We start from the raw sequence: 19,617 nt of genomic DNA on the forward strand, positions 1-19,617 counted from the left end.
CGGACGAAGTGTCCGAACGGTCGGAATCGGGGTCTGGCCCCGGACGCACATCCGCTGTGATAATGCTCGCAGGTGCGCATGATGCTCCGGCCCGGGTTACAGGTGCGACAGCGCCGGAGAGTAGTCTGAGAGACGAATACATGCAGTCAGCGACGAGGAATGAGAGTCCAAATGACCTCCACGCAGGAAAAGGTTGACGTCGTCCTGATCGGCGGCGGCATCATGAGCGCCACGCTCGGCGCCATGCTGACCGAGCTCCAGCCCGATTGGGACATCCGTGTCTACGAGAAGCTCGACTATGTCGCCACGGAGAGCTCGGACCCGTGGAACAACGCCGGCACCGGTCACGCGGCGCTGTGCGAGCTCAACTACACGCCTGAGGACTCGAACGGCCACATCGATCTGAAGAAGGCCTCGCAGATCAACGAGCAGTTCCATCAGTCCCGTCAGTACTGGTCGCACCTCGTCGACAACGGCGTCCTGCCGGATCCGAAGACCTTCATCAATCAGGTCCCCCACATCAGCTACGGTCGTGGCGAGAAGGGCCGGGACTACATCAAGAACCGGTACGAGCAGATGGTGCGCAACCCGCTGTTCGCCGAGATGGAGTACACCGACGATCCTGCGACTCAGGCCGAATGGCTGCCGCTGATGTTCGAAGGCCGCGGTCCCGGCCAGGTCAACGGCATCTCGCGGACGAAGATCGGCACCGACGTCGACTTCGGCTCGCTCAGCCGTCAGCTGCTCAGCTATGTCGCCGACAAGGGTGCCACCATCCGCACGAGCCATCAGGTCACCGACCTCGATCGCTCCGCCGACGGCTGGACCGTGACCGTGCGTGACCTGCTGGCACGCGAGACGCACAAGGTCGGCGCGAAGTTCGTCTTCGTCGGCGCCGGCGGCGGAGCGCTGCCTCTGCTGCAGAAGTCCGGCATCCCCGAGGGACGCGGCTACGGCGGCTTCCCCGTCTCCGGCATCTTCCTGCGGACCTCGAACCAGGATCTCGTCTCCCGCCACCAGGCGAAGGTCTACGGTCAGGCGTCCTTCGGTGCTCCGGCGATGTCCGTGCCCCACCTCGACACGCGCGTGGTCAACGGCGACGACTATCTGCTGTTCGGCCCCTATGCCGGCTTCTCGCCGAAGTTCCTCAAGGGCGGCCGCTTCACCGATCTGCCGTTCTCCGTGCGCGGGAACAACCTGGCGACGATGCTCAATGTCGCCAAGGACAACACCGACCTCGTCACCTACCTGCTCACCGAGCTCGCCTCGTCGAAGAAGTCCCGGTACAACTCGCTCTACGAGTTCATCCCGCAGGTCGACCCCTCCGACTGGGACTTCATCCAGGCCGGGCAGCGCGTCCAGGTGATGAAGAAGGATTCCAAGAGCGGCGGAGTGCTGGCCTTCGGCACGGAGCTCGTGTCCTCGGCCGATGGCTCGTTCGCCACTCTGCTCGGGGCCTCCCCCGGTGCGTCGACTGCCGTGTCGATCATGACCAACCTGCTCAAGACCTGCTTCCCGCGTCAGTACGCCAGCTGGGAGTCCTCGCTCAAGGACATGATCCCCTCGCTGGGTCGCAGCCTCGCCGAGGACGAGACCCTGCTGTCCGAGCTCTCCGAGTACACCGCCCGGACCCTGCAGCTCGTCTGACCGCAGCTCGCCCGGGCCGTCCCGGGATCTGCCGGGAGACGAACAGCCGCTCGGCGGAAGTGTTCCCACACTTCTGCCGGGCGGCTGTCGCGTTCTCGGATCCGTCAGCGGCTCAGAGCTCGACCTGGCGGTTGACGTCTTTGTAGAGCAGGTAACGGAATCGTCCCGGTCCCCCGGCGTAGCAGGCCTGCGGACAGAAGGCGCGCATCGAGATGAAATCGCCTTCCTGGACCTCGACCCAGTCGCCGTTGAGCCGGTAGACGGCCTTGCCCTCGAGCACGTAGAGACCGTGCTCCATCTCGTGCGTCTCCGCGAACGGAATGACCGCCCCGGCTTCGAAGGTGACGATGTTGACGTGCATGTCATAGGCCAGGTCGTCGGGGTCGAGCGGACGAGTGGTCCGCCAGCGCCCGTCGGTGCCCGGCATCGGGGAGGGTTCGACGTCGACCTCGTTGCCGAACTTCGCCTCCGGCGTCAGCCCGGCCACCGGCTGATAGCGCTTGCGCACCCAGTGGAAGCGGGCCGCCTCGGTGCCGGTCGACTTCGCACTCCAGGTCGAACCGGCGGGCAGGAAGGCGAAACCGCCGGGGGTCAGCGTGTGGGTCTGTCCCTCGTGCGTGATGTCGAGCTGGCCGGCCATGACGAAGAGGAACCCCTCGACCTCGGGCTGCGGTTCGGGGGCGTCGGAGCCTCCGCCGGGTGCCACTTCGAGGATGGTCTGGGAGAACGTCACCGCTCCGCCGGCCACCGGCTTGCTGAGCACCCATGACCTCGTCCCGGTCCATTCGGGCAGGTTCGAGGTGACGATGTCGCGCAGCACCCCGCGTGGGATGACCGTATAGGCCTCGGTCACCAGCGCCCGGTCGGTGAGCAGATCCGACTGCGGCGGGTGGCCGCCTGTCGGCGCCCAGTAGGTGTAGGGGTCGGTCGTCGTCATCGGTGGGTTCTCCTTCGTTTCGTGGTGTCGCTCGAACGGTTCGTGGCGGGTCCGGAGGCCTCAGTTCGGGGAGCCGGTGCGGGCGAGGTTCTCGAGCTCGCCGAGGCTGAGGTTCGTCCGCGTGGTGACGAATTCCTCGGTATGGGCCCCGCAGGCGAGGCCACGGCTGAGATAGCGGGCAAGTGCCTTCGCGGTGGCGGGCTCGTCGAGCACCGTCGAGTCCTCCTTGAACACGTAGTTGCGCAGGCGCTGCGCGGCTTTGGGGCCGCCCTCGCGGTAGAACGCGAAGGTCGCGAGGAAGCGGGTCGGCAGCTGGTGCGGGTGGAGGTCCCAGCCCTGGTAGATGCCGCGTTTGAGGTGACGGCGGACGAGACTCGCGTGCAGGCTCCACGCCCGGTGGACGTCCTCGGGCTCACCCAGGGGCAGGATGTTCGTCGAGCCGTCGGAGAGGTGGACACCGGTGCCTGCGACGGCGAGCATCATCTGGTTCTTCGCGAAGTCGGCCACGGGGTGGTCCATCGCCTGGTAGGCCGCGGCCACTCCGATGGAGGCCGAGTAGTCGTAGGTGCCGTAGTGCAGGGAGGTGACCCGGCCGGCCCCCGCGTGCAGGGCCGGGGCCAGGGGCACGGTGCCGTCGGCGCCGAGGACGAGCTGCGGGGTCTCGACCTGGATCTCGAAGGTGACGGACCCCTCGGCCAGACCGTGCCGGGCCTCGATGTCGCGGCAGGCGAGCACCATGGCCCTGACCTGGTCGACGGTGCTGACCTTGGGCAGGGTGAGCACGAGGTTGGCCGGCAGGGAGCCGTTGGCGGCGAGCACCTCGGCGAGGAAGCGGTCGAGAGTGCGCAGCCCCCGGGCCCGGGTCGGCTCCTCCATGCATTTGAAGCGGATGCCGTAGAAAGCCGGCGCTGCGGTCTCGGACTGCCCGGCCACCGCGTCGCGGGCGGCGCGGGCGACCCACTCGTCCTCTGCCTCGTCACCCTGGTCGCCGAAGCCGTCCTCGAAGTCGATGCGGAGGTCCTCGATCGGTTCGCGCCGCAGCTTCGAGGTCACCGCCTCGGCGAGCAGATCGGCTTCTCGCGCGACCTGGTGCAGACTCGGCATCTGCCCTCCGGCCTGCGGACCCGCTTCCTTCCGGGCGGCGGTGATGACCCGTTCGGCCAGCTGCAGCATGCCGCCGTGCGCATCGACGAAGTCCAATGCCTGCTCGCCCCAGCTGCGGGGCAGGTCCGGAGTCGAGAGATGCCCGGGAACGTAGACGGTGTGCACCGGCTGGCGCACATCACGCTCCCCCGGATAGCGGGTGGCCAGAAGCTCATCCGTGTCCTTGAGCAGCGAATCGATGTCGGCCAGGGTTGTTTGTTCCACTTTTCACATTCTCTTTCTCTGCACAGGTGACATCGGCTAGGCGGCGGCGCCGAGCCTGTGCTCATTGTCTCTCATTCTCCCCGCCCGGGCACGGCGACGCTCAGGAGGACACCGCGGCCACAGCCTCGGCGACCTTCTTCGCCACCTCGGGATCGAAGACCGAGGGGATGACGTAGCCGGGATGCAGTTCGTCGGCCGGGATGCAGTCGGCGATCGCATCGGCGGCCGCGACCATGATGTTCTCGTCGATATCGCGGGCCTCGGCGTCGAGCAGACCGCGGAAGATGCCCGGGAAGGCGAGCACGTTGTTGATCTGGTTCGGGTAGTCGCTGCGTCCGGTGGCGACGACGGCCGCGTGCTTCAGGGCCTCGGCCGGGTCCACCTCGGGGTCCGGGTTGGCCATGGCGAAGACAAGGGCATCGGAGTTCATCGCCTGGATGTCGCTGCCGTCGAGGACGTTGGGGGCGGAGACGCCGATGAACGCGTCGGCGCCGACGACGGCCTCATTGAGGGTGCCTTCGAAGCCCTCGGGGTTCGTGTTGGCCTGCAGCCACACCTTGTGGTCGGTGTCGACCTTCGAGTTCGGTCCGATGGCCCCGTCACGGCCGCAGGCGATGATGTTCTTCGCCCCGGCGACCTGGAGCAGGCGGATGATGGCGTTGCCGGCCGCTCCGACTCCGGAGACGACGATGCGCAGGTCCTCGATCTGCTTGCCCACGACCTTGAGCGCATTCTTCAGCGCGGCGAGGGTGACGACGCCGGTGCCGTGCTGGTCGTCGTGGAAGACGGGGATGTCGAGTTCTTCGCGCAGCCGAGCCTCGATCTCGAAGCAGCGCGGAGCGGCGATGTCCTCGAGGTTGATGCCGCCGTAGGCCGGTGCGATGGCCTTGCAGATGGAGATGATCTCCTCGGTGTCCTTCGTGTCCAGGGCCACCGGCCAGGCGTCGACGTCGGCGAACTGCTTGAACAGCACGGCCTTGCCCTCCATCACCGGCATGGCTGCCTCGGGCCCGATGTCGCCGAGGCCGAGCACCGCGGTTCCGTCGGTGACCACGGCGACGGTGTTGCGTTTGATCGTCAGACGGCGGGCGTCCTCCTTGTTCTCCGCGATCGCCTTGCAGACGCGGGCCACGCCCGGGGTGTAGGCGCGGGAGAGGTCATCGCGGTTGCGCAGGGGCACCTTGGGGGCGGATTCGAGTTTGCCGCCGAGGTGGAGCAGGAAGGTCCGGTCGGAGACCTTGCGGACCTCGACGCCGGGCAGCGCCTCGAGCGCTTCGGAGACCTCCTCGGCGTGGGCGACGTCGCGGGTGTCGGCGCTGACGTCGATGATGACGGTGTGCGGTGTCGATTCCACGACGTCGAGGCCGGTCACGCCGGCTCCGGTCGCTGCGGCAGCGGCGACGAGGTCCGAGGTCGCGGACTGTCCGACCGCGGTGCTGACGCGAAGGGTGATGGAGTATCCGGGACTGGTGGCAGCCATGAGCAATATCCTCCCTGATATTGGTTTTCCGTATTATGGATAGTAACTTCTACCTAGCGGAAATTCTAGCCGAGGCATCGCAATCTGGAAACTTTCTTCCATTTCCAGACTAGACTGAACGGAAGTTTCACCGCCGAAACTCACTTACTGAAGAAGGAACATCGATGAGCAGCAAGGACACGAAGACTCCCGCGATCCGCCAATCGAAGGGCGGAGTCCAGTCCGTCGAGCGCGCCTTCGGACTGCTCGAGTGCATCGCGAACTCCTCCGGATCGGCGACGCTCAGCCATATCGCCGCCGATGTCAACCTGCCCCTGCCGACGATCCACCGCCTGCTGAATACTCTGGTCAACCTCGGTGTGGTGCGCCAGCTTCCCAACCGCGGCTACGCCCTCGGCCCGGGACTCGTCCGTCTGGGCAACCTCGCCGGGGCCCAGCTGGGCGCGATCGCACGGCCCTATCTGCGCACCCTCGTGGAGGAGCTGGGCGAGTCCGCGAACGTCGCGACCCTCGACGGAGACATGATCGTCTACGTCGACCAGGTCTCCTCCGAGAGACAGATGCGGATGTTCACCGAGGTCGGGCGCCGCACCCATATGCACGACACGGGGGTCGGCAAGGCCATCCTCGCCGAGCTCGACGCCGAGCAGGTCCGCCACATCGTCACCACCGCGGGGATGCCGACGCCGACCGAGTACAGCATCGGCAGCATCGCGGACCTCGAGGCCGAACTCGAGCGCATCCGGCAGCGCGGCTACGCCATCGACGAGCAGGAGCAGGAGCTCGGGGTCCGCTGCTTCGCGATGTCGATCCCCGATGCCCCCGCTCCCCTGGCGATCTCCGTGTCCGGTCCGATCAGCCGCGTCGACCAGGACTTCGCCGACCGGGCCGTGCCCCTGCTGCGTTCGGCGGCCACTCAGATCTCCGAGGACATGCGCGGCGGCGCCTAGACCGCCCCGCCCCTTCCGCGGGACTGATTCAGGAATCGCCTCCGGCGGTGCCCGAAGTGCCTGCGGTGACCTCGCCGAGGCGGTACCTCTTCGCGGCCTCGACCGGCGCACTCGCATCCACCTCGCCGCGGTCGGCGAGCAGCTGCAGCGTGCGCACGACCATGGAATGCGCGTCGGTCTTGAAGTGCCGGCGCGCGGCGGCTCGCGTGTCCGAGAACCCGAATCCGTCCGCGCCGAGGGTGGCGAATTCCTGGGACAGGAAGGGACGGATGAGGTCGGGCTGGGTCGAGTCGAAGTCGCTCGTGGCCACGATCGGCCCGGCTTCGCCGCCGAGTCGCTGCCTGACATAGGGCGTGCGCGGCGCGGCTTCGACGTCGGTCAGCCTCGCGGCTTCGCACTCCAGGGCGTCCCGGCGCAGTTCGGCCCATGAGGTCACCGACCACACGGCGGCGTCGACGCCCCACTCCTGGGCGAGGATCCCCCGAGCCTCGAGCGCCCAGGGCACGGCGACCCCGGAGGCGAGCAGCTGCGCCTTCGGACCGGTGCCCTCGGCCGCCTCGGCGACCCGGTGGATGCCCTTGAGGATGCCCTCGACGTCGACGTCCTCGGGTTCGGCCGGCTGGAGCATCGGCTCGTTGTACACCGTGAGGTAGTACATGACGTTGCGGGCGTCCTCGCCGAGGTCGTGCTCGCCGTACATCCGGTGCAGCCCGTCGCGGACGATGTGGCCGATCTCGTATCCGTAGGCCGGGTCAAAGACGCGCACGGCCGGGTTCGTCGCTGCCAGCACCGGCGAGTGTCCGTCGGCGTGCTGCAGCCCCTCGCCGGTCAGAGTGGTCCGCCCGGCGGTGGCGCCGATGATGAATCCGCGCGTCATCTGGTCGCCGGCGGCCCAGAAGGCGTCGCCGGTGCGCTGGAAGCCGAACATCGAGTAGAACACGTAGATCGGGATCATCGGTTCGCCGTGCGTGGAGTACGCAGTCCCGGCGGCGGTGAAGCCCGCGGCCGCTCCGGCCTCGTTGATGCCGACATGGAGCAGCTGACCGGAGGTCGCCTCCTTGTAGGAGAGGAAGAGCTCGCGGTCGACGGCGAGGTAGTTCTGTCCGTTCGGATTGTAGATCTTCGCGGTCGGGAAGAACGCGTCGATGCCGAAGGTCCGCGCCTCATCGGGGATGATCGGCACGATCCGCTCGCCCAGGCCCTTCTCACGCATGAGGTCCTTGAGCAGGCGGACGAAGGCCATGGTCGTCGCCGCCTTCTGCTGCCCCGAACCCTTCTTCGTCTGCGCGAAGGCCTTGTCGGAGGCCGCTGGCAGGGTCACCGAGGAGTTCTCAGGTCTGCGTGCGGGCAGGAAGCCGCCGAGGTCCCGGCGGCGCTCGAGCATGTACCGGATCTCCTCGGAGTCGTTGCCCGGGTGGTAGTAGGGCACCGCGTAGGGATCGTCGTCGATGACCTTGTCGCTGATCGGGATGTCCATCCGGTCGCGGAAGGCCTTGATGTCCGCGGCGGTGAACTTCTTCATCTGGTGGGTGGCGTTGCGCGACTCGAACGTCGTGCCCAGACCATAGCCCTTGACCGTCTGGACGAGGACGACAGTGGGCCTGCCGTCCGTCTCGACGGCGCGCTGGTAGGCGGCGAAGACCTTGTGGTAGTCGTGCCCGCCGCGCTTGAGGTTCCAGATGTCGTCATCGCTCAGGTGCTCGACGAGGCCCTTGGTCACCGGCGAACGTCCGAAGAAGTTGTCGCGGATGAACCCGCCGGACTCGGCCTTGAAGGTCTGGTAGTCGCCGTCGAGGGTCTCGTTCATGATGCGCACGAGCTCGCCGGTGCGGTCGGCGTCGAGCAGAGAGTCCCATTCGCGTCCCCACAGCACCTTGATGACGTTCCATCCGGCACCGGTGAAGGTCGCTTCGAGCTCCTGGACGATCTTGCCGTTGCCGCGGACCGGCCCGTCGAGGCGCTGGAGGTTGCAGTTGATGACGAAGGTGAGGTTGTCCAGTCCTTCGTTCGCCGCCAGCTGCAGGGCCCCGCGCGATTCGGGTTCGTCCATCTCCCCGTCGCCGAGGAAGGCCCACACCCGCTGATCGGACGTGTCTTTGATGCCCCGGTTGTGCAGGTAGCGATTCATCTGCGCCTGGTAGATCGCGTTGATCGGCCCCAGGCCCATCGACACGGTCGGGAACTGCCAGAATTCGGGCATGAGCCGCGGATGCGGGTACGAGCTCAGCCCGTGCGGGGCCTTCGAGGCCTCCTGCCGGAACCCGTCGAGGTCGGCCTCGCTCAGCCGTCCCTCGAGGAAGGCGCGAGCGTACATGCCCGGGGAGGCGTGGCCCTGGAAGAAGACCTGGTCGCCGCCGCCCGGGTGGTCCTGGCCGCGGAAGAAGTTGTTGAACCCGATCTCGTAGAGCGTCGCCGCTCCGGCGTAGGTCGAGATGTGGCCGCCGACGGAGATCTCCGGCCGCTGTGCGCGGTGGACGAGCATGGCCGCGTTCCAGCGCAGCCATCTGCGGTATCTGCGTTCGATGCGCTCGTCGCCGGGGTAGGTCGGTTCCTGATCGGCGGGGATGGTGTTGACGTAGTCGGTGGTGGTGACCTTGGGCTGGGCCACGGAGTTCGTGGCCGCGCGCCGGCGCAGAGCATCCATGATCTCGCTGGCACGGAGGGTGCCGCGTTCGCTGACGAGTCCCTCCCAGGACTCGAGCCATTCATCGACCTCTTCGTCGGTGGTGATTCTCGGGATCGCCGAGGTGGTGTCCTGTGTCATTGCGGGGTTTTCCTTCTCACGGGGTTCCGGGCTCCCAGAGCGGCGCCCTGGAAGCCCGGAGATGGAAATTTCCGAACTCAGCAGAAGCCGGCGATCTGCGCCCAGGCCTCCTTGTTCTCCTCGACGCCGTCGCGGGTGAAGGTGGCCTCGATGAGGCCGTAGGGACGGTCGGCGACGATGAAGACCTCGTTCGGGTTCTCCAGCCCGAAGCGCTCGATGTCGTAGAGGAAGTGGTGCTTGTTCGGGCAGGAGAAGCGGATCTCGTCGATCTCCGGCACGGCCTCGATGACCTTCTCACCCATCTGGTAGAGGGTGTGCTGGAGGGCATGCGAGTAGTGGTCGGTGAACGAATCGAGGATGATCTCCTTCACGCGGGTGTAGACGGCCTCGAAGTCGAGGTCCGTGGTGTTGTAGACCCAGCGTGTGGCGATGTCGGTGGCGAGGATCCGGTCCTCGGTCTCCGGCAGGGTCGTGTACTTGTCCTTCGGGTAGCCGACGAATCCGGATTCGGTCGTCTTGAGCACAGTGAGCCCGTAGAATCCCGAGATCAGCGTGTCCTTGTCGCCGTCGCGGGTGAGCACCGCGGTGCGCACCTCGGGGGCGGACTTGAAGAACGAGTGGTTGTGGTCGTTGATGCGGTCCCAGCCGTATTCCTCGGCTGCCCAGCGTCCGCCGGTGACCCAGTCGAAGCTCGAGGTGAAGTGCTCGGCCAGGCCGAGGAGGAACTGCTCGGGCGAGCTCACGCCCAGTTCCTTGGCCTTGGCGAAGACCGTGTTCTTCTGCGTATCGGTGGCGACGACGTGTTCGTTGTTGCCCTCGGTGTGGGCGGTCTCGAAGTCGCCCCACAGCTGCGAGGTGACGTTGAGGTCGCGCAGCTCATGGCGCTCCGAGTCGCGGTAGACCCTCATCAACCGGTTCTCCGCCTTGCCGTACTGGTTCGACGTCAGTTTGACCTTGCTCATCTTCTTGCTCCTATAGCTCTTCGGCGCGCGGGCGCGCAGATGCGCCGCGAACGCCGTGACCAATCGATCTGCGAGGCCTGCCGGACACGGGTCCCGGTGGGCTTCGGCGGTTTGTTGAGGATCTGATCCTGCAGGGGGCCTGCTTCCCCTGATGTCTATAGGTGGCTCAGCTGCCGCGGTAGGTGCTGTAGGCGAAGGGGCTGAGCAGCAGCGGGATGTGGTAGTGCGCCTGTCCCGGCTGCACGGTGAAGTCGATCGTGACGACAGGGTGGAAATGGTCCTGGCCGCGGGCGGTGAAGTACTCGCCGGTGGCGAAGACGATCCGGTAGTCGCCCGGCTCGAGGTGCTCGGGTCCGAAGTCGGAGACCCGCCCGTTGTCGTCGGTGCGGGCCGAGACGATGACCTCGTCGCCGTCGAAGAGGGTGACCTCGAGGTTCGCGGCGGGGGTCCCGACGGTGGAGTCGAGGGCGTGGGCGGTGATGAAGCTCATGACAGGATTCCTTCGAGTCTCAGGGCTGCGATCTGGATCAGCTGCTCGCCGACCTCGACGTCCTCGTCCGCCTCGGTGTTGCCCATCCGCCTCTCGAGCTCGGACAGGATCTCTTCGGGCGTCCGACCTGCGGCGCGGATGAGGAAGACTCTGTCGAAGCGGTCCTCATAGGCCGAGTTGCCTGCGGCCAGTCGCGTCTGCACATCGTCGCCGAGAGCGCCGAGTCCGGCCTGCTCGCGGGAGGAATGGGCCGCCTCGGCGGAATCGCCTTTCGCCTTCTCCCCGATCCGGGGGTGGTGCGACATCGCGGAGTCGATCTCGTCGGCGCGCAGCGGGGAGGCGTCATCGCGGGCCGCGGCGAGTGCGGCCTCGCGGTCGGCGAAGGGCCGTGCGGCTACGACCGCTTCGATCCAGCGGTCGACGTCCAGGCACGGGCGCAGCACTTCCCGGGCCTCGTCGGCGGGGAGCCGATTGAACTCGGTCAGGTCCACGATGACCTCCTTGGCTTTCGCGTTTCGGAATACTCTTTCCAAACAGATGCTTCGAGTCTGCTGTCCGCTCGACCCGATGTCAAATTGCTCACACGTTATTCTGGAAACTTTCTTCCGTATTGTGGATAATGGTCTCTGGCGGTGTCGCGGTCCGTTCCGTGAGCGCCGCACCACCGCGATCACGACAATGAGGTTGAATGAGGTCATGAGCATCGAAGCTGCGTCACCGGGCCCGAGAATCGTCTGCGCCCCCGATTCCTTCAAGGGCTCGGCCTCCGCCCCGGCTGCGGCGGCCGCGCTCGCTCGCGGGGCCCGCGCGGCACTCCCTGACGCCTCGGTCACCGAGCTGCCCTTCGCCGACGGCGGCGAAGGCACACTCGATGCGCTCCTGGCCGTCTGGGGCACGCCGGCGAAGACGGTCGAGGTCGTCGATGCGCTCGGCCGCCCTGCCTCGGCGCTCTTCGGCATCTCCGCCGACGGTCGCACCGCGGTCATCGAGGCCGCCCAGGCCAACGGTCTGCCGCAGGTCTCAGATGTCCCGCTGCAGCCCGAACGCGCCGACACCTTCGGCGTCGGGCTCATCGCCCGCGCTGTGCTCGACCTCGGCGTCGACGAGATCCTGCTGTGCATCGGCGGATCAGCGAGCACCGACGGCGGAGTCGGTCTCGTCTCCGCGCTGGGCGCGCGCTTCGCCGATGCCGACGGCGCCCCGATCGCACCGGGCGGCGGAGGGCTGTCCGCCCTGGCATCCGTGGACGCCTCGGAGCTGGATCCGCGAGCACGCTCGGTGCGGTGGCGGATCGCCGTCGACGTCGACAATCCGCTCACCGGACCGCGCGGCGCCGCCGCGGTCTTCGGACCGCAGAAGGGGGCCGATTCCGAGGCGGTGGCCTCCCTCGACGCCGGTCTGAGCCACCTCGCCGAGGTGCTCGCCGACTCGCCCGCCGAGGCCGAGACACTCGCTGCACGGCCCGGCTTCGGCGCCGCCGGCGGGATGCCGATGGCCCTGACGGCCCTGCTCGGTGCCGAGGTGGTGCCCGGGTCGACGATGGTCGCCGAGGCCGTGGGCCTGACCGAGGCGCTGGCTGACGCGGACATCGTGCTCACCGGGGAGGGGTCCTTCGACTCCCAGTCCCTGGGCGGCAAAGTCGTCGCGGCAGTGCGCGACCATGCCCCCGCCTCGGCGCACATCGTCGTCGTCGCCGGACGCGTCGGGCTCTCACCGGCCGAATGCCGGGAGGCGAACATCACCGCGGCCCTGTCGATCGCACCGGGGCCGGCGGACCTGAAGACCCTGTCCGAGCGGGCAGACACCCTGATCGAGGACACGGCCGCACATGCGTGCTCGCTCGTGGCCGCAGGAATGACACAACGAAAGGACGCACTATGACCACTCAGCTCAGCACGGGGGACACCGCCCCGGATTTCTCCCTGGCCGACGCCGAGGGCACGACCTTCTCGAAGGCGGACTTCGCCGGCAGGAAGGTCATCCTCTACTTCTACCCGAAGGCCGCGACGCCCGGCTGCACGACCGAGGCCTGCGACTTCCGCGACAACCTCTCGTCCCTGGCCGCGGCCGGATTCGAGGTCCTCGGAGTCTCGCCCGACGACGCCGAGTCGATCCGGGCCTTCGCCGCCGATGAGGGCCTGACCTTCCCGCTGCTGTCCGACCCCGGCGCCGAGGTCGCGAAGGCCTACGGCAGCTTCGGTGAGAAGACGATCGGCGACAGGACCTTCGAGGGCACTCTGCGCTCGACCTTCGTCATCGCCGAGGACGGCACGCTCGACCGCGCCGAATACAATGTCGACGCCCAGGGCCACGTCGCCCGTCTGCGCGAAGAGCTCGGCGTCTGATCCTCCCCCGCGGCAGCGACGAACGGCGGCCCTGACACTCAGCGAGGTGTCAGGGCCGCCGTCGGTTCGTGCGAAGAGGTGTCAGCGCGCGGTCAGGAGGGTCCCGCGGGGCTCGTCGAAGTCCACGGGGGCACCGCGCAGGAGGGTGCGGGTGACGCGGCCGCGGACGGTGCGGGCGTCGTAGGCGCTGATCTGGTTGCGGTGGTAGAGGTCGCTTGCGCGCACCGTCCACTCCTCGTCAGGCGAGAACACGGCGAAGTCCGCGTCGTTGCCCTCCGCGATCGCGCCCTTGTTCTCCACCCGCGCCACTGCGGCCGGAGCCGCGGACATCCAGCGCACGACCTCGGCGAGATCGATCCCGCGCTTCGCAGCCTCGGTCCAGACGAGCGAGAGTCCGAGCTGCAGGGACGAGATCCCGCCCCAAGCCGCACCGAAGTCCCCGGTGTCGAGCAGTTTGAGCTCGGCCGTCGAGGGTGAGTGGTCGGAGACGATGCAGTCGATCGTGCCGTCGATGAGCCCCTGCCACAGCGCTTCCCGATTGGATTCCTCGCGGATCGGCGGGCAGCATTTGTGCGTCGTGGCCCCATCGGGGATCTCCTCGGCGGAGAAGACGAGGTAGTGCGGGCAGGTCTCCACCGTCAGCTTGATGCCCTCGGCCTTGGCCGCTGCGATCTGCTCGAGCGCATCGGCCGAGGACAGGTGGAGGATGTGGGCCCGAGCCCCGGTGGCCCGGGCGGCGTCGATGACGCGGGCGATCGCGACGTTCTCGGCCTCACGCGGGCGGGCGGCGAGGAAGTCGGAGAACTTCGGGCCCGAGTTCTTCGGCGCCCCGGTCATCACCTCATGGTCTTCGGCGTGGACGATGAGCATCCCGTCGAACGAGGCGATCTCGGCCATATCGGTCTGCATCTCGGCCGGCTCCAGCGGCGGGAACTCCTCGACGCCGGAGTCTTCGAGGAAGCATTTGAACCCGTAGACCCCGGCCTCGTGCAGTGGCCGCAGCTCAGACGTGTTGCCGGGGATCGCCCCGCCCCAGAAGCCGACGTCGACGAAGGCCTTCGGACCTGCGACCTCGCGCTTGGTCTCGAGCGCTGCGACGTCGACCGTCGGCGGCAGGGAGTTCAGCGGCATGTCGACGATCGTCGTCACGCCCCCGGCCGCGGCCGCGCGGGTGGCGCTGGCGAAGCCCTCCCATTCGGCGCGACCGGGGTCGTTGACGTGCACGTGCGTGTCCACGAGCCCGGGCAGCAGCACCTCGTCGCTGCCGACCTCGATGACGTCCACCCCCGCCGAGGCGGTCCCGCTCAGTTCGTCCCCACCGCGGGCGATCTCGACGGTCCGGCCGTCCCTGACTCCGATCCGGGCGGAGTCGATGCCACCGGGGAACACAGCCCTTTCGGCATGGATGACCAGATCAAAGGTGGCGTCTTTGCTCAAATTTCCTCCTCAGTCGCCCGACCCGACGGCCGGTGGATGCGGTGCTCAAGCACCTTCAGCGGTATACCGTTCCCAGCCTACTTTGCCGCGGCGAGTTCTCCCATCGGGGTCAGTGCCGTCGGGGCGTCGGCGGGTGTCTGAGCGAGCGTCTCGAACTCGTTGATCGCATCGAGTGCGGTGCCCATCGAGATGTTCGTGACGCGTTCGAGGATGACCTCGACGACCACGGGCACCTGATGTTCGCTCATGAGCTCCTTGGCCACGCGCAGGCCCTCGCCGATGAGTTCTGGATCCTCGACCCGCACAGCCTTGCACCCGAGCCCGAGGGCCACGGCCACATGGTCGACGCCGTATCCGGACGAAGCGGATCCCGAGGAGTTGATGTTCTCGAAGGCCAGCGAGACCTCGTAGTCCATCTCGAAGCCGCGCTGGGACTGGCGGATCAGGCCGAGGTAGGAGTTGTTGACGACGACGTGGACATAGGGGATCTGGTGCTGCGCGCCGACGGCGAGCTCTTCGATCATGAACTGGAAGTCGTAGTCGCCGGAGAGCGCGACGACGGTCTCGCCCGGTTTGCCCTTGGCCACGCCGAGCGCCGCCGGTCCAGTCCAACCCAGGGGCCCGGCCTGGCCGGCGTTGATCCAATGGCGGGGACGGTAGACGTGGAGCATCTGCGCCCCGGCGATCTGGCTCAGCCCGATCGTCGACACATAGGTGACGTCCTCGCCGAAGGCCGCGTTCATCTCCTGGTAGACCCGCTGCGGCTTGATCGGCACCTCGGTGAAGTTCGTCTTCCGGTGTTCGGTCGACTTCCGAGCCGTGCACTCGCCGGCCCAGTCCGTGAAGTCCGGGAGACTGCCCGCCCGGCCGCGAGCGGCGCTCAGCAGTGCGTCGAGGGCGGCGCCGGCATCGGAGACCACGCCGTAGTCGGGAGCGAACACCCGTCCGATCTGGGTGGGCTCGATGTCGATGTGGACGAACTTCCGCCCGTTCCGGTAGACCCCGAGGTCGCCGGTGTGCCGGTTCGCCCACCGGTTGCCGATGCCGATGACGAGGTCGGAGTCGAGGAAGGAGGCGTTGCCGTAGCGGACATGCGTCTGGATGCCGACCATGCCGGCCTGCAGATCGTGGTTGTCGGGGATCGCACCCCAGCCCATGAGAGTGGGTGAGACCGGGATCGAGGTGAGCTCGGCGAATTCGACGAGGCGATCGGCGGCGTCGGCGTTGATGATGCCGCCGCCGGCGATGATGAGCGGGTGCTTCGCCTCGGCGATGAGATCGAGGATCTTCTCCGCCTGCGCCGAGGTCGCCGCCGGCTTCGAAGGGGCGAGCGGCTCGTAGGTGTCGATGTCGAAGTCGATCTCCGTCTGCTGCACATCGAGCGGCAGGTCGATGAGCACCGGTCCCGGACGGGCCGAGCGCATGAGCTGGAAGGCGGCCTGGAAGACTCCGGGGACCTGACCGGCTTCGAGCACGGTCTTGGCCATCTTCGTCACGGGCTTCGCGATCGAGGCGATGTCGACGGCCTGGAAGTCCTCCTTGTCGAGCACTGCCACGGGAGCCTGTCCGGTGATGCACAGGATCGGCTGCGAGTCCGCCGCGGCCGCATAGAGGCCGGTGATCATATCGGTGCCGGCCGGCCCGGACGTGCCGAGGCAGACTCCGATGTTCCCGGCCGCCGCCCGGGTGAAGCCGTCAGCCATGTGCGAGGCTCCCTCGACGTGGCGGGCCAGGGTGTGGCGGATTCCGCCGTGGGCCCGCATCGCCGAGTAGAGCGGGTTGATGGCCGCTCCCGGCAGACCGAATGTCTCGGTGGCCCCTTCCTTCTCGAGGATGAGCGCCACTGCGTCGACTGCGCGCATACGTGTCATTGTTCTTCCTTCGTTCATGAGCCGGCGACGACTCTGTCGCCGGCTCTGCTGGTGGTGGGGCGGGGCCGGCAGTGTCGTTGGGCCGACGGCCCCGCCCGGATCGTGTGCCTCGTCGAGGCGGTGGCTCAGCCCTGGTCTTTGCCGGAGAGCTGTTCGACGACGGTGAAGAGCCCGGAGTGGTCCAGTCCCCCATTGCCCTGCTGCACCGTCGAGGCCACGAGCTGGGCGACGGTCGAGCCGAGCGGGATCGCGACCCCGGCCTCGCGGGCGGCGGCGGTGACGATGCCCATGTCCTTGTGGTGCAGCTGCAGACGGAATCCCGGGTCGAAGGACCGGTCGAGCATCTTCTGGCCCTTCTGCTCGAGCACCTTGGAGCCGGCGAGCCCGCCGCCGAGCACCTCGAGCGCCGAGGTGGTCTCGACTCCGTAGGCTTCGAGGAAGACCACGGCCTCGGCCAGCAGTCCGATGTTTCCGGCGACGATGAGCTGGTTGGCGGCCTTGACGGTCTGTCCCGCACCCGAGGGGCCGACGAGCACGATCGTCTTGCCCACGGCGGCGAACACGTCTGCCATGGCGTCGAAGTCGCCCCTGTCGCCGCCGACCATGATCGAGAGCACACCGTCGATGGCTCCCGGCTCACCGCCGGAGACGGGGGCGTCGAGCGGTTTGAGCCCCTTCGCCGCGGCCTGCTCGGCCAGGCTCTTGGCCACATCGGGGCGGATGGTCGAGAAGTCGATCCAGGTCGCGCCCGACGAGGCGGCTGCGAGGATCCCGTCCTCGCCGAGCAGCACGTCCTCGACGTCGGGCGAGTCCGGGACCATGGTGATGATGACCTCGGCTCCGTCGACGGCCTCGGCGATGGTGCCGGCGGCCTTTCCGCCCGCCTCGGCGAGTGCCTGGGCCTTCGCCGGGGTGCGGTTGTAGCCGCGGACGGTGAAGCCGGCGGAGACCAGGTTCTTGGCCATCGGCAGGCCCATGATTCCGAGTCCGATGAATGCGATTGTCTTGCTCATTGGAAGTTCCTTCGTGTCGGGGTTGCGGGTGGTTCAGGCCGTCTGCGCGGCGCGGCTGAGCCAGTCGAATGCGGTGGCCTGCTCCTGCTTGTACTCCAGGGCGATGGGTCCGTCGTAGCCGAGCTCGAAGGCGCGGTCGATCCACTCCTGAAGCGGCAGCTGTCCGGTGCCGGGTGCGCCCCGGCCCTCGGCATCGGCGATCTGGATGTGTCCGAAGTTCGCGGCCTCTGCCTCGATGACCGCGGCGACGTCGTCGCCGTTGACCGACATGTGGAAGAAGTCGGCGAGCACGGCCACGTTCTCGGCCCCGTCCGCACGGACCCGGGCGACGACCTCGGCGGCGTCGGCGAAGCGCTTGAGCGGGTAGGCCTCGGCCCCGGAGACGGGCTCGACGAGGACGGTGCCGCCGATCTCGGCCACGGCGCGGGCGGCCAGGGCGAGGTTGGCCACGGCGGTGGCGTCCTGGTCGGCGGCGTCCTGCCCCTCGATGCGCAGCCCGTAGAGGGCGTTGAAGGCCTTGCATCCGGTGCGGCGGCCGATCTCGACGACGATGTCGACGTTCGCGGCGAAGTCCGCCTCGGCGCCGGGGACCGAGACCATTCCGCGGTCGCCGCCTGCCATGTTCCCGGCCCAGAAGTTCAGTCCGGCGAGCTCGACTCCGGCCGATTCGAGGGAGTCGATGAACTCATCGACCTCGGCGGGGCTCGGCGTCGGGTTGCCGTCGAAGGGCCACCAGAACTCGACGCGGTCGAACCCGGCGTCCTTCGCGGCCTGTGCCCGCTCCATGACAGGCAGCTCGGTGAGCAGTGTGGAGCAGTTGAGGACGTAGCTGTCGGCAGTGGTGAAGTCGAATGTCGCGGTCATGGAGCTCTCCTTTGAGATTCACGCTGTTTCCGTATTGCGGAAGTGTATTTCCATTGCGTGAAATAAGCATAGACAGCCTCCCTGCGCCGAGTCAACCCTCACCGGTGGCCGGCCCCGAACACAGCTGACGGCGGCCCTGCCGCCTCGTCCGAGGTGGCGGGACCGCCGTCAGTCGGCAGCGGGGTGGGGTCAGGCGGCCTTCACGGGCTCACCGTCGACCCAGACTTCGGCGATATCGGCCGGGGTGCCCATGGCGAAGATCGTGGCCAGCGCGTCGGCGTCATCGCCGGCATGCCGGATGCCGACGTCGAGCGGCTCGCCTGCGGCCGGCCGGATGAGCACGGCGTCGAAGCGTTTGCCCTCCGACAGGTCGCCGACCTCGTCGAGTTGAAGCGCCTCGGCGCCGGCGGCCGTGGCCAGATGCAGCAGGTGCGTGGATCCCAGCGCCACTCCCCCGGTCGGGTCGAGCTGCTGCATGAAGTAGGACTGCACGCCCTCCTTGAGCAGGTTGAATCCCGTGCCCGCCCCGACATCGGAGCCCAGCGCGACACGCACTCCGGCCTCGAGGTGGCGCCGCAGCGGGAAGAAGCCGCTGGCCAGTGCCGAGTTCGAGGTCGGGCAGTGTGCCGCGACCGCCCCGACCTCGGCCATGCGCGCCAGCTCCCGATCCTGCGGGTGGACGTTGTGGGCCAGCACCGTGCGCCGGCCGAGCAGCCCCGCCCGGTCGTAGGTGTCGAGGTAGTCGAGCGCCTTCGGGTGGATCTCGGCGACTCCGGCGATCTCGTCGCGGTTCTCGTTCAGGTGGGAGGTGACCCAGATGTCCGGGTTGGCCTCCGCCAGGGCTCCGCCGGCGGCGAGCAGTTCGGGGCCGGCGGAGAACGAGAAGCGCGGAGTCACCGCGTACCGGAGCCGGCCGGCGCCGTGCCACCGGTCGATGAGCGCCTGGCCTTCGGCCACCGAGCGGTCGACATCGGTCAGCAGCGGCTCGGGCAGGTTCCGGTCACTGGTGACCAGTCCCGAGGTGATCCGCAGGCCCGCCTCGGCGGCGGCGGAGAAGAAGATGTCCATGGCGGATGCGAAGTGCGAGCCGAAGACCATCGCCGAGGTGGTCCCCGCCGCCTGCAGCCCTGTGAGGAACTCTCCGGCCACCGCCTCGGCGTAGGCATCGTCTGCGAGCTTCGCCTCCTCGGGCAGAGCGCAGTGGTCGAGCCAGTCGAGCAGAGGCCTGCCCAGGTGTCCGATGGCACGGACCTGCGGGAGGTGGACATGGGTGTCGACGAGCCCCGGGATGAGCACGCCCTCGCGCAGGTCGACGACCTCGGCCTCCGGATGGGCGGCTCGGGCGGTGGACCAGTCGGTGCGGGCGGTGATGAGTCCGTCGTCGACGACGAGGGCGATATCGGATGCGGAGCGCAGGTGCCCTCCGGTGAACGGGCTGTCCGGGGTGTCGAAGACACGCGCACGGTAGATGACCACGGTGGTTCTCCTT

At 68.0% G+C, this 19,617-nt stretch carries 16 protein-coding genes; 4 read left to right on the top strand and 12 right to left on the bottom strand.

The features are described 5' to 3' along the window. Nucleotides 1-171 precede the first annotated feature (171 nt). Nucleotides 172-1,647: a malate dehydrogenase (quinone) gene (mqo, locus tag IHE57_RS10595; protein WP_209325579.1), complete on the top strand. Its 1,476-nt coding sequence runs from the start codon at nt 172-174 to the stop codon at nt 1,645-1,647. A 112-nt stretch (nt 1,648-1,759) separates the two neighbouring features. Here mqo and IHE57_RS10600 read toward each other — a convergent pair whose 3' ends face one another. From IHE57_RS10600 to IHE57_RS10610, 3 genes are all read right to left on the bottom strand, one after another. Continuing rightward, nucleotides 1,760-2,584, bottom strand: a complete 825-nt coding sequence (locus tag IHE57_RS10600; protein ID WP_209325580.1) for a bifunctional allantoicase/(S)-ureidoglycine aminohydrolase — start codon at nt 2,582-2,584, stop codon at nt 1,760-1,762. A 60-nt stretch (nt 2,585-2,644) separates the two neighbouring features. Continuing rightward, nucleotides 2,645-3,952, bottom strand: coding sequence for a DUF6986 family protein (locus IHE57_RS10605; RefSeq protein WP_209325581.1), 1,308 nt, complete (start codon nt 3,950-3,952; stop codon nt 2,645-2,647). A 100-nt stretch (nt 3,953-4,052) separates the two neighbouring features. Beyond that, complete coding sequence (locus IHE57_RS10610; protein ID WP_209325582.1) at nt 4,053-5,432, bottom strand: NAD-dependent malic enzyme; 1,380 nt, start codon at nt 5,430-5,432, stop codon at nt 4,053-4,055. 164 nt (nt 5,433-5,596) lie between these two features. Here IHE57_RS10610 and IHE57_RS10615 point away from each other — a divergent pair, with 164 nt between their 5' ends. Beyond that, complete coding sequence (locus tag IHE57_RS10615) at nt 5,597-6,382, top strand: IclR family transcriptional regulator (protein ID WP_209325583.1); 786 nt, start codon at nt 5,597-5,599, stop codon at nt 6,380-6,382. A gap of 28 nt (nt 6,383-6,410) precedes the next feature. Here the strand turns inward: IHE57_RS10615 and aceE are convergent, their stop codons facing one another. From aceE to uraD, 4 genes are all read right to left on the bottom strand, one after another. After that, entirely contained in the window at nt 6,411-9,146 is a 2,736-nt protein-coding gene (gene aceE / locus IHE57_RS10620) for a pyruvate dehydrogenase (acetyl-transferring), homodimeric type (protein WP_209325584.1), read from the bottom strand. Between the two features lie 77 nt (nt 9,147-9,223). After that, the gene (gene pucL / locus IHE57_RS10625) at nt 9,224-10,108 is read right to left on the bottom strand and encodes a factor-independent urate hydroxylase (RefSeq protein ID WP_209325585.1); all 885 of its coding nucleotides are present in this window, start codon (nt 10,106-10,108) and stop codon (nt 9,224-9,226) included. 166 nt (nt 10,109-10,274) lie between these two features. Beyond that, nucleotides 10,275-10,598 (bottom strand): hydroxyisourate hydrolase, encoded by a 324-nt coding sequence (gene uraH, locus IHE57_RS10630; RefSeq protein ID WP_209325586.1) that lies wholly within the window; start codon nt 10,596-10,598, stop codon nt 10,275-10,277. Beyond that, the gene (gene uraD / locus IHE57_RS10635) at nt 10,595-11,089 is read right to left on the bottom strand and encodes a 2-oxo-4-hydroxy-4-carboxy-5-ureidoimidazoline decarboxylase (RefSeq protein WP_209325587.1); all 495 of its coding nucleotides are present in this window, start codon (nt 11,087-11,089) and stop codon (nt 10,595-10,597) included. The genes uraH and uraD overlap by 4 nt, the downstream gene beginning before the upstream one ends. Nucleotides 11,090-11,294: 205 nt before the next feature. Between uraD and IHE57_RS10640 the strand changes: the two genes are divergently transcribed. After that, nucleotides 11,295-12,479 carry a glycerate kinase gene (locus tag IHE57_RS10640; protein WP_209325588.1) on the top strand — a complete coding sequence of 395 codons (1,185 nt, stop codon included), beginning with the start codon at nt 11,295-11,297 and terminating at the stop codon, nt 12,477-12,479. Then, nucleotides 12,476-12,943 (top strand): peroxiredoxin, encoded by a 468-nt coding sequence (locus IHE57_RS10645; RefSeq protein WP_209325589.1) that lies wholly within the window; start codon nt 12,476-12,478, stop codon nt 12,941-12,943. Before IHE57_RS10640 ends, IHE57_RS10645 begins: the two co-directional genes overlap by 4 nt. An 81-nt stretch (nt 12,944-13,024) precedes the next feature. Here the strand turns inward: IHE57_RS10645 and allB are convergent, their stop codons facing one another. The 5 genes from allB to guaD all read right to left on the bottom strand — a co-directional run bounded on the left by allB (nt 13,025) and on the right by guaD (nt 19,604). Continuing rightward, a complete protein-coding gene (allB, locus tag IHE57_RS10650) occupies nt 13,025-14,380 on the bottom strand; it encodes an allantoinase AllB (protein ID WP_253720173.1) in 1,356 nt (451 codons plus the stop codon). Nucleotides 14,381-14,457: 77 nt separating this feature from the next. After that, nucleotides 14,458-16,251, bottom strand: coding sequence for a glyoxylate carboligase (gcl, locus tag IHE57_RS10655; protein WP_209372984.1), 1,794 nt, complete (start codon nt 16,249-16,251; stop codon nt 14,458-14,460). Nucleotides 16,252-16,376: 125 nt separating this feature from the next. Then, nucleotides 16,377-17,264: a 2-hydroxy-3-oxopropionate reductase gene (locus IHE57_RS10660; protein WP_209325591.1), complete on the bottom strand. Its 888-nt coding sequence runs from the start codon at nt 17,262-17,264 to the stop codon at nt 16,377-16,379. 33 nt (nt 17,265-17,297) lie between these two features. Then, the gene (locus tag IHE57_RS10665; RefSeq protein ID WP_209325592.1) at nt 17,298-18,128 is read right to left on the bottom strand and encodes a hydroxypyruvate isomerase family protein; all 831 of its coding nucleotides are present in this window, start codon (nt 18,126-18,128) and stop codon (nt 17,298-17,300) included. A gap of 189 nt (nt 18,129-18,317) precedes the next feature. Beyond that, on the bottom strand, nt 18,318-19,604 hold the full coding sequence (guaD, locus tag IHE57_RS10670) for a guanine deaminase (RefSeq protein ID WP_209372986.1): 1,287 nt from the start codon (nt 19,602-19,604) through the stop codon (nt 18,318-18,320). Between the last annotated feature and the right edge of the window lie 13 nt (nt 19,605-19,617).

The sequence above is a fragment of the Brevibacterium renqingii genome (assembly GCF_017808105.1).
Lineage (GTDB): Bacteria > Actinomycetota > Actinomycetes > Actinomycetales > Brevibacteriaceae > Brevibacterium > Brevibacterium renqingii.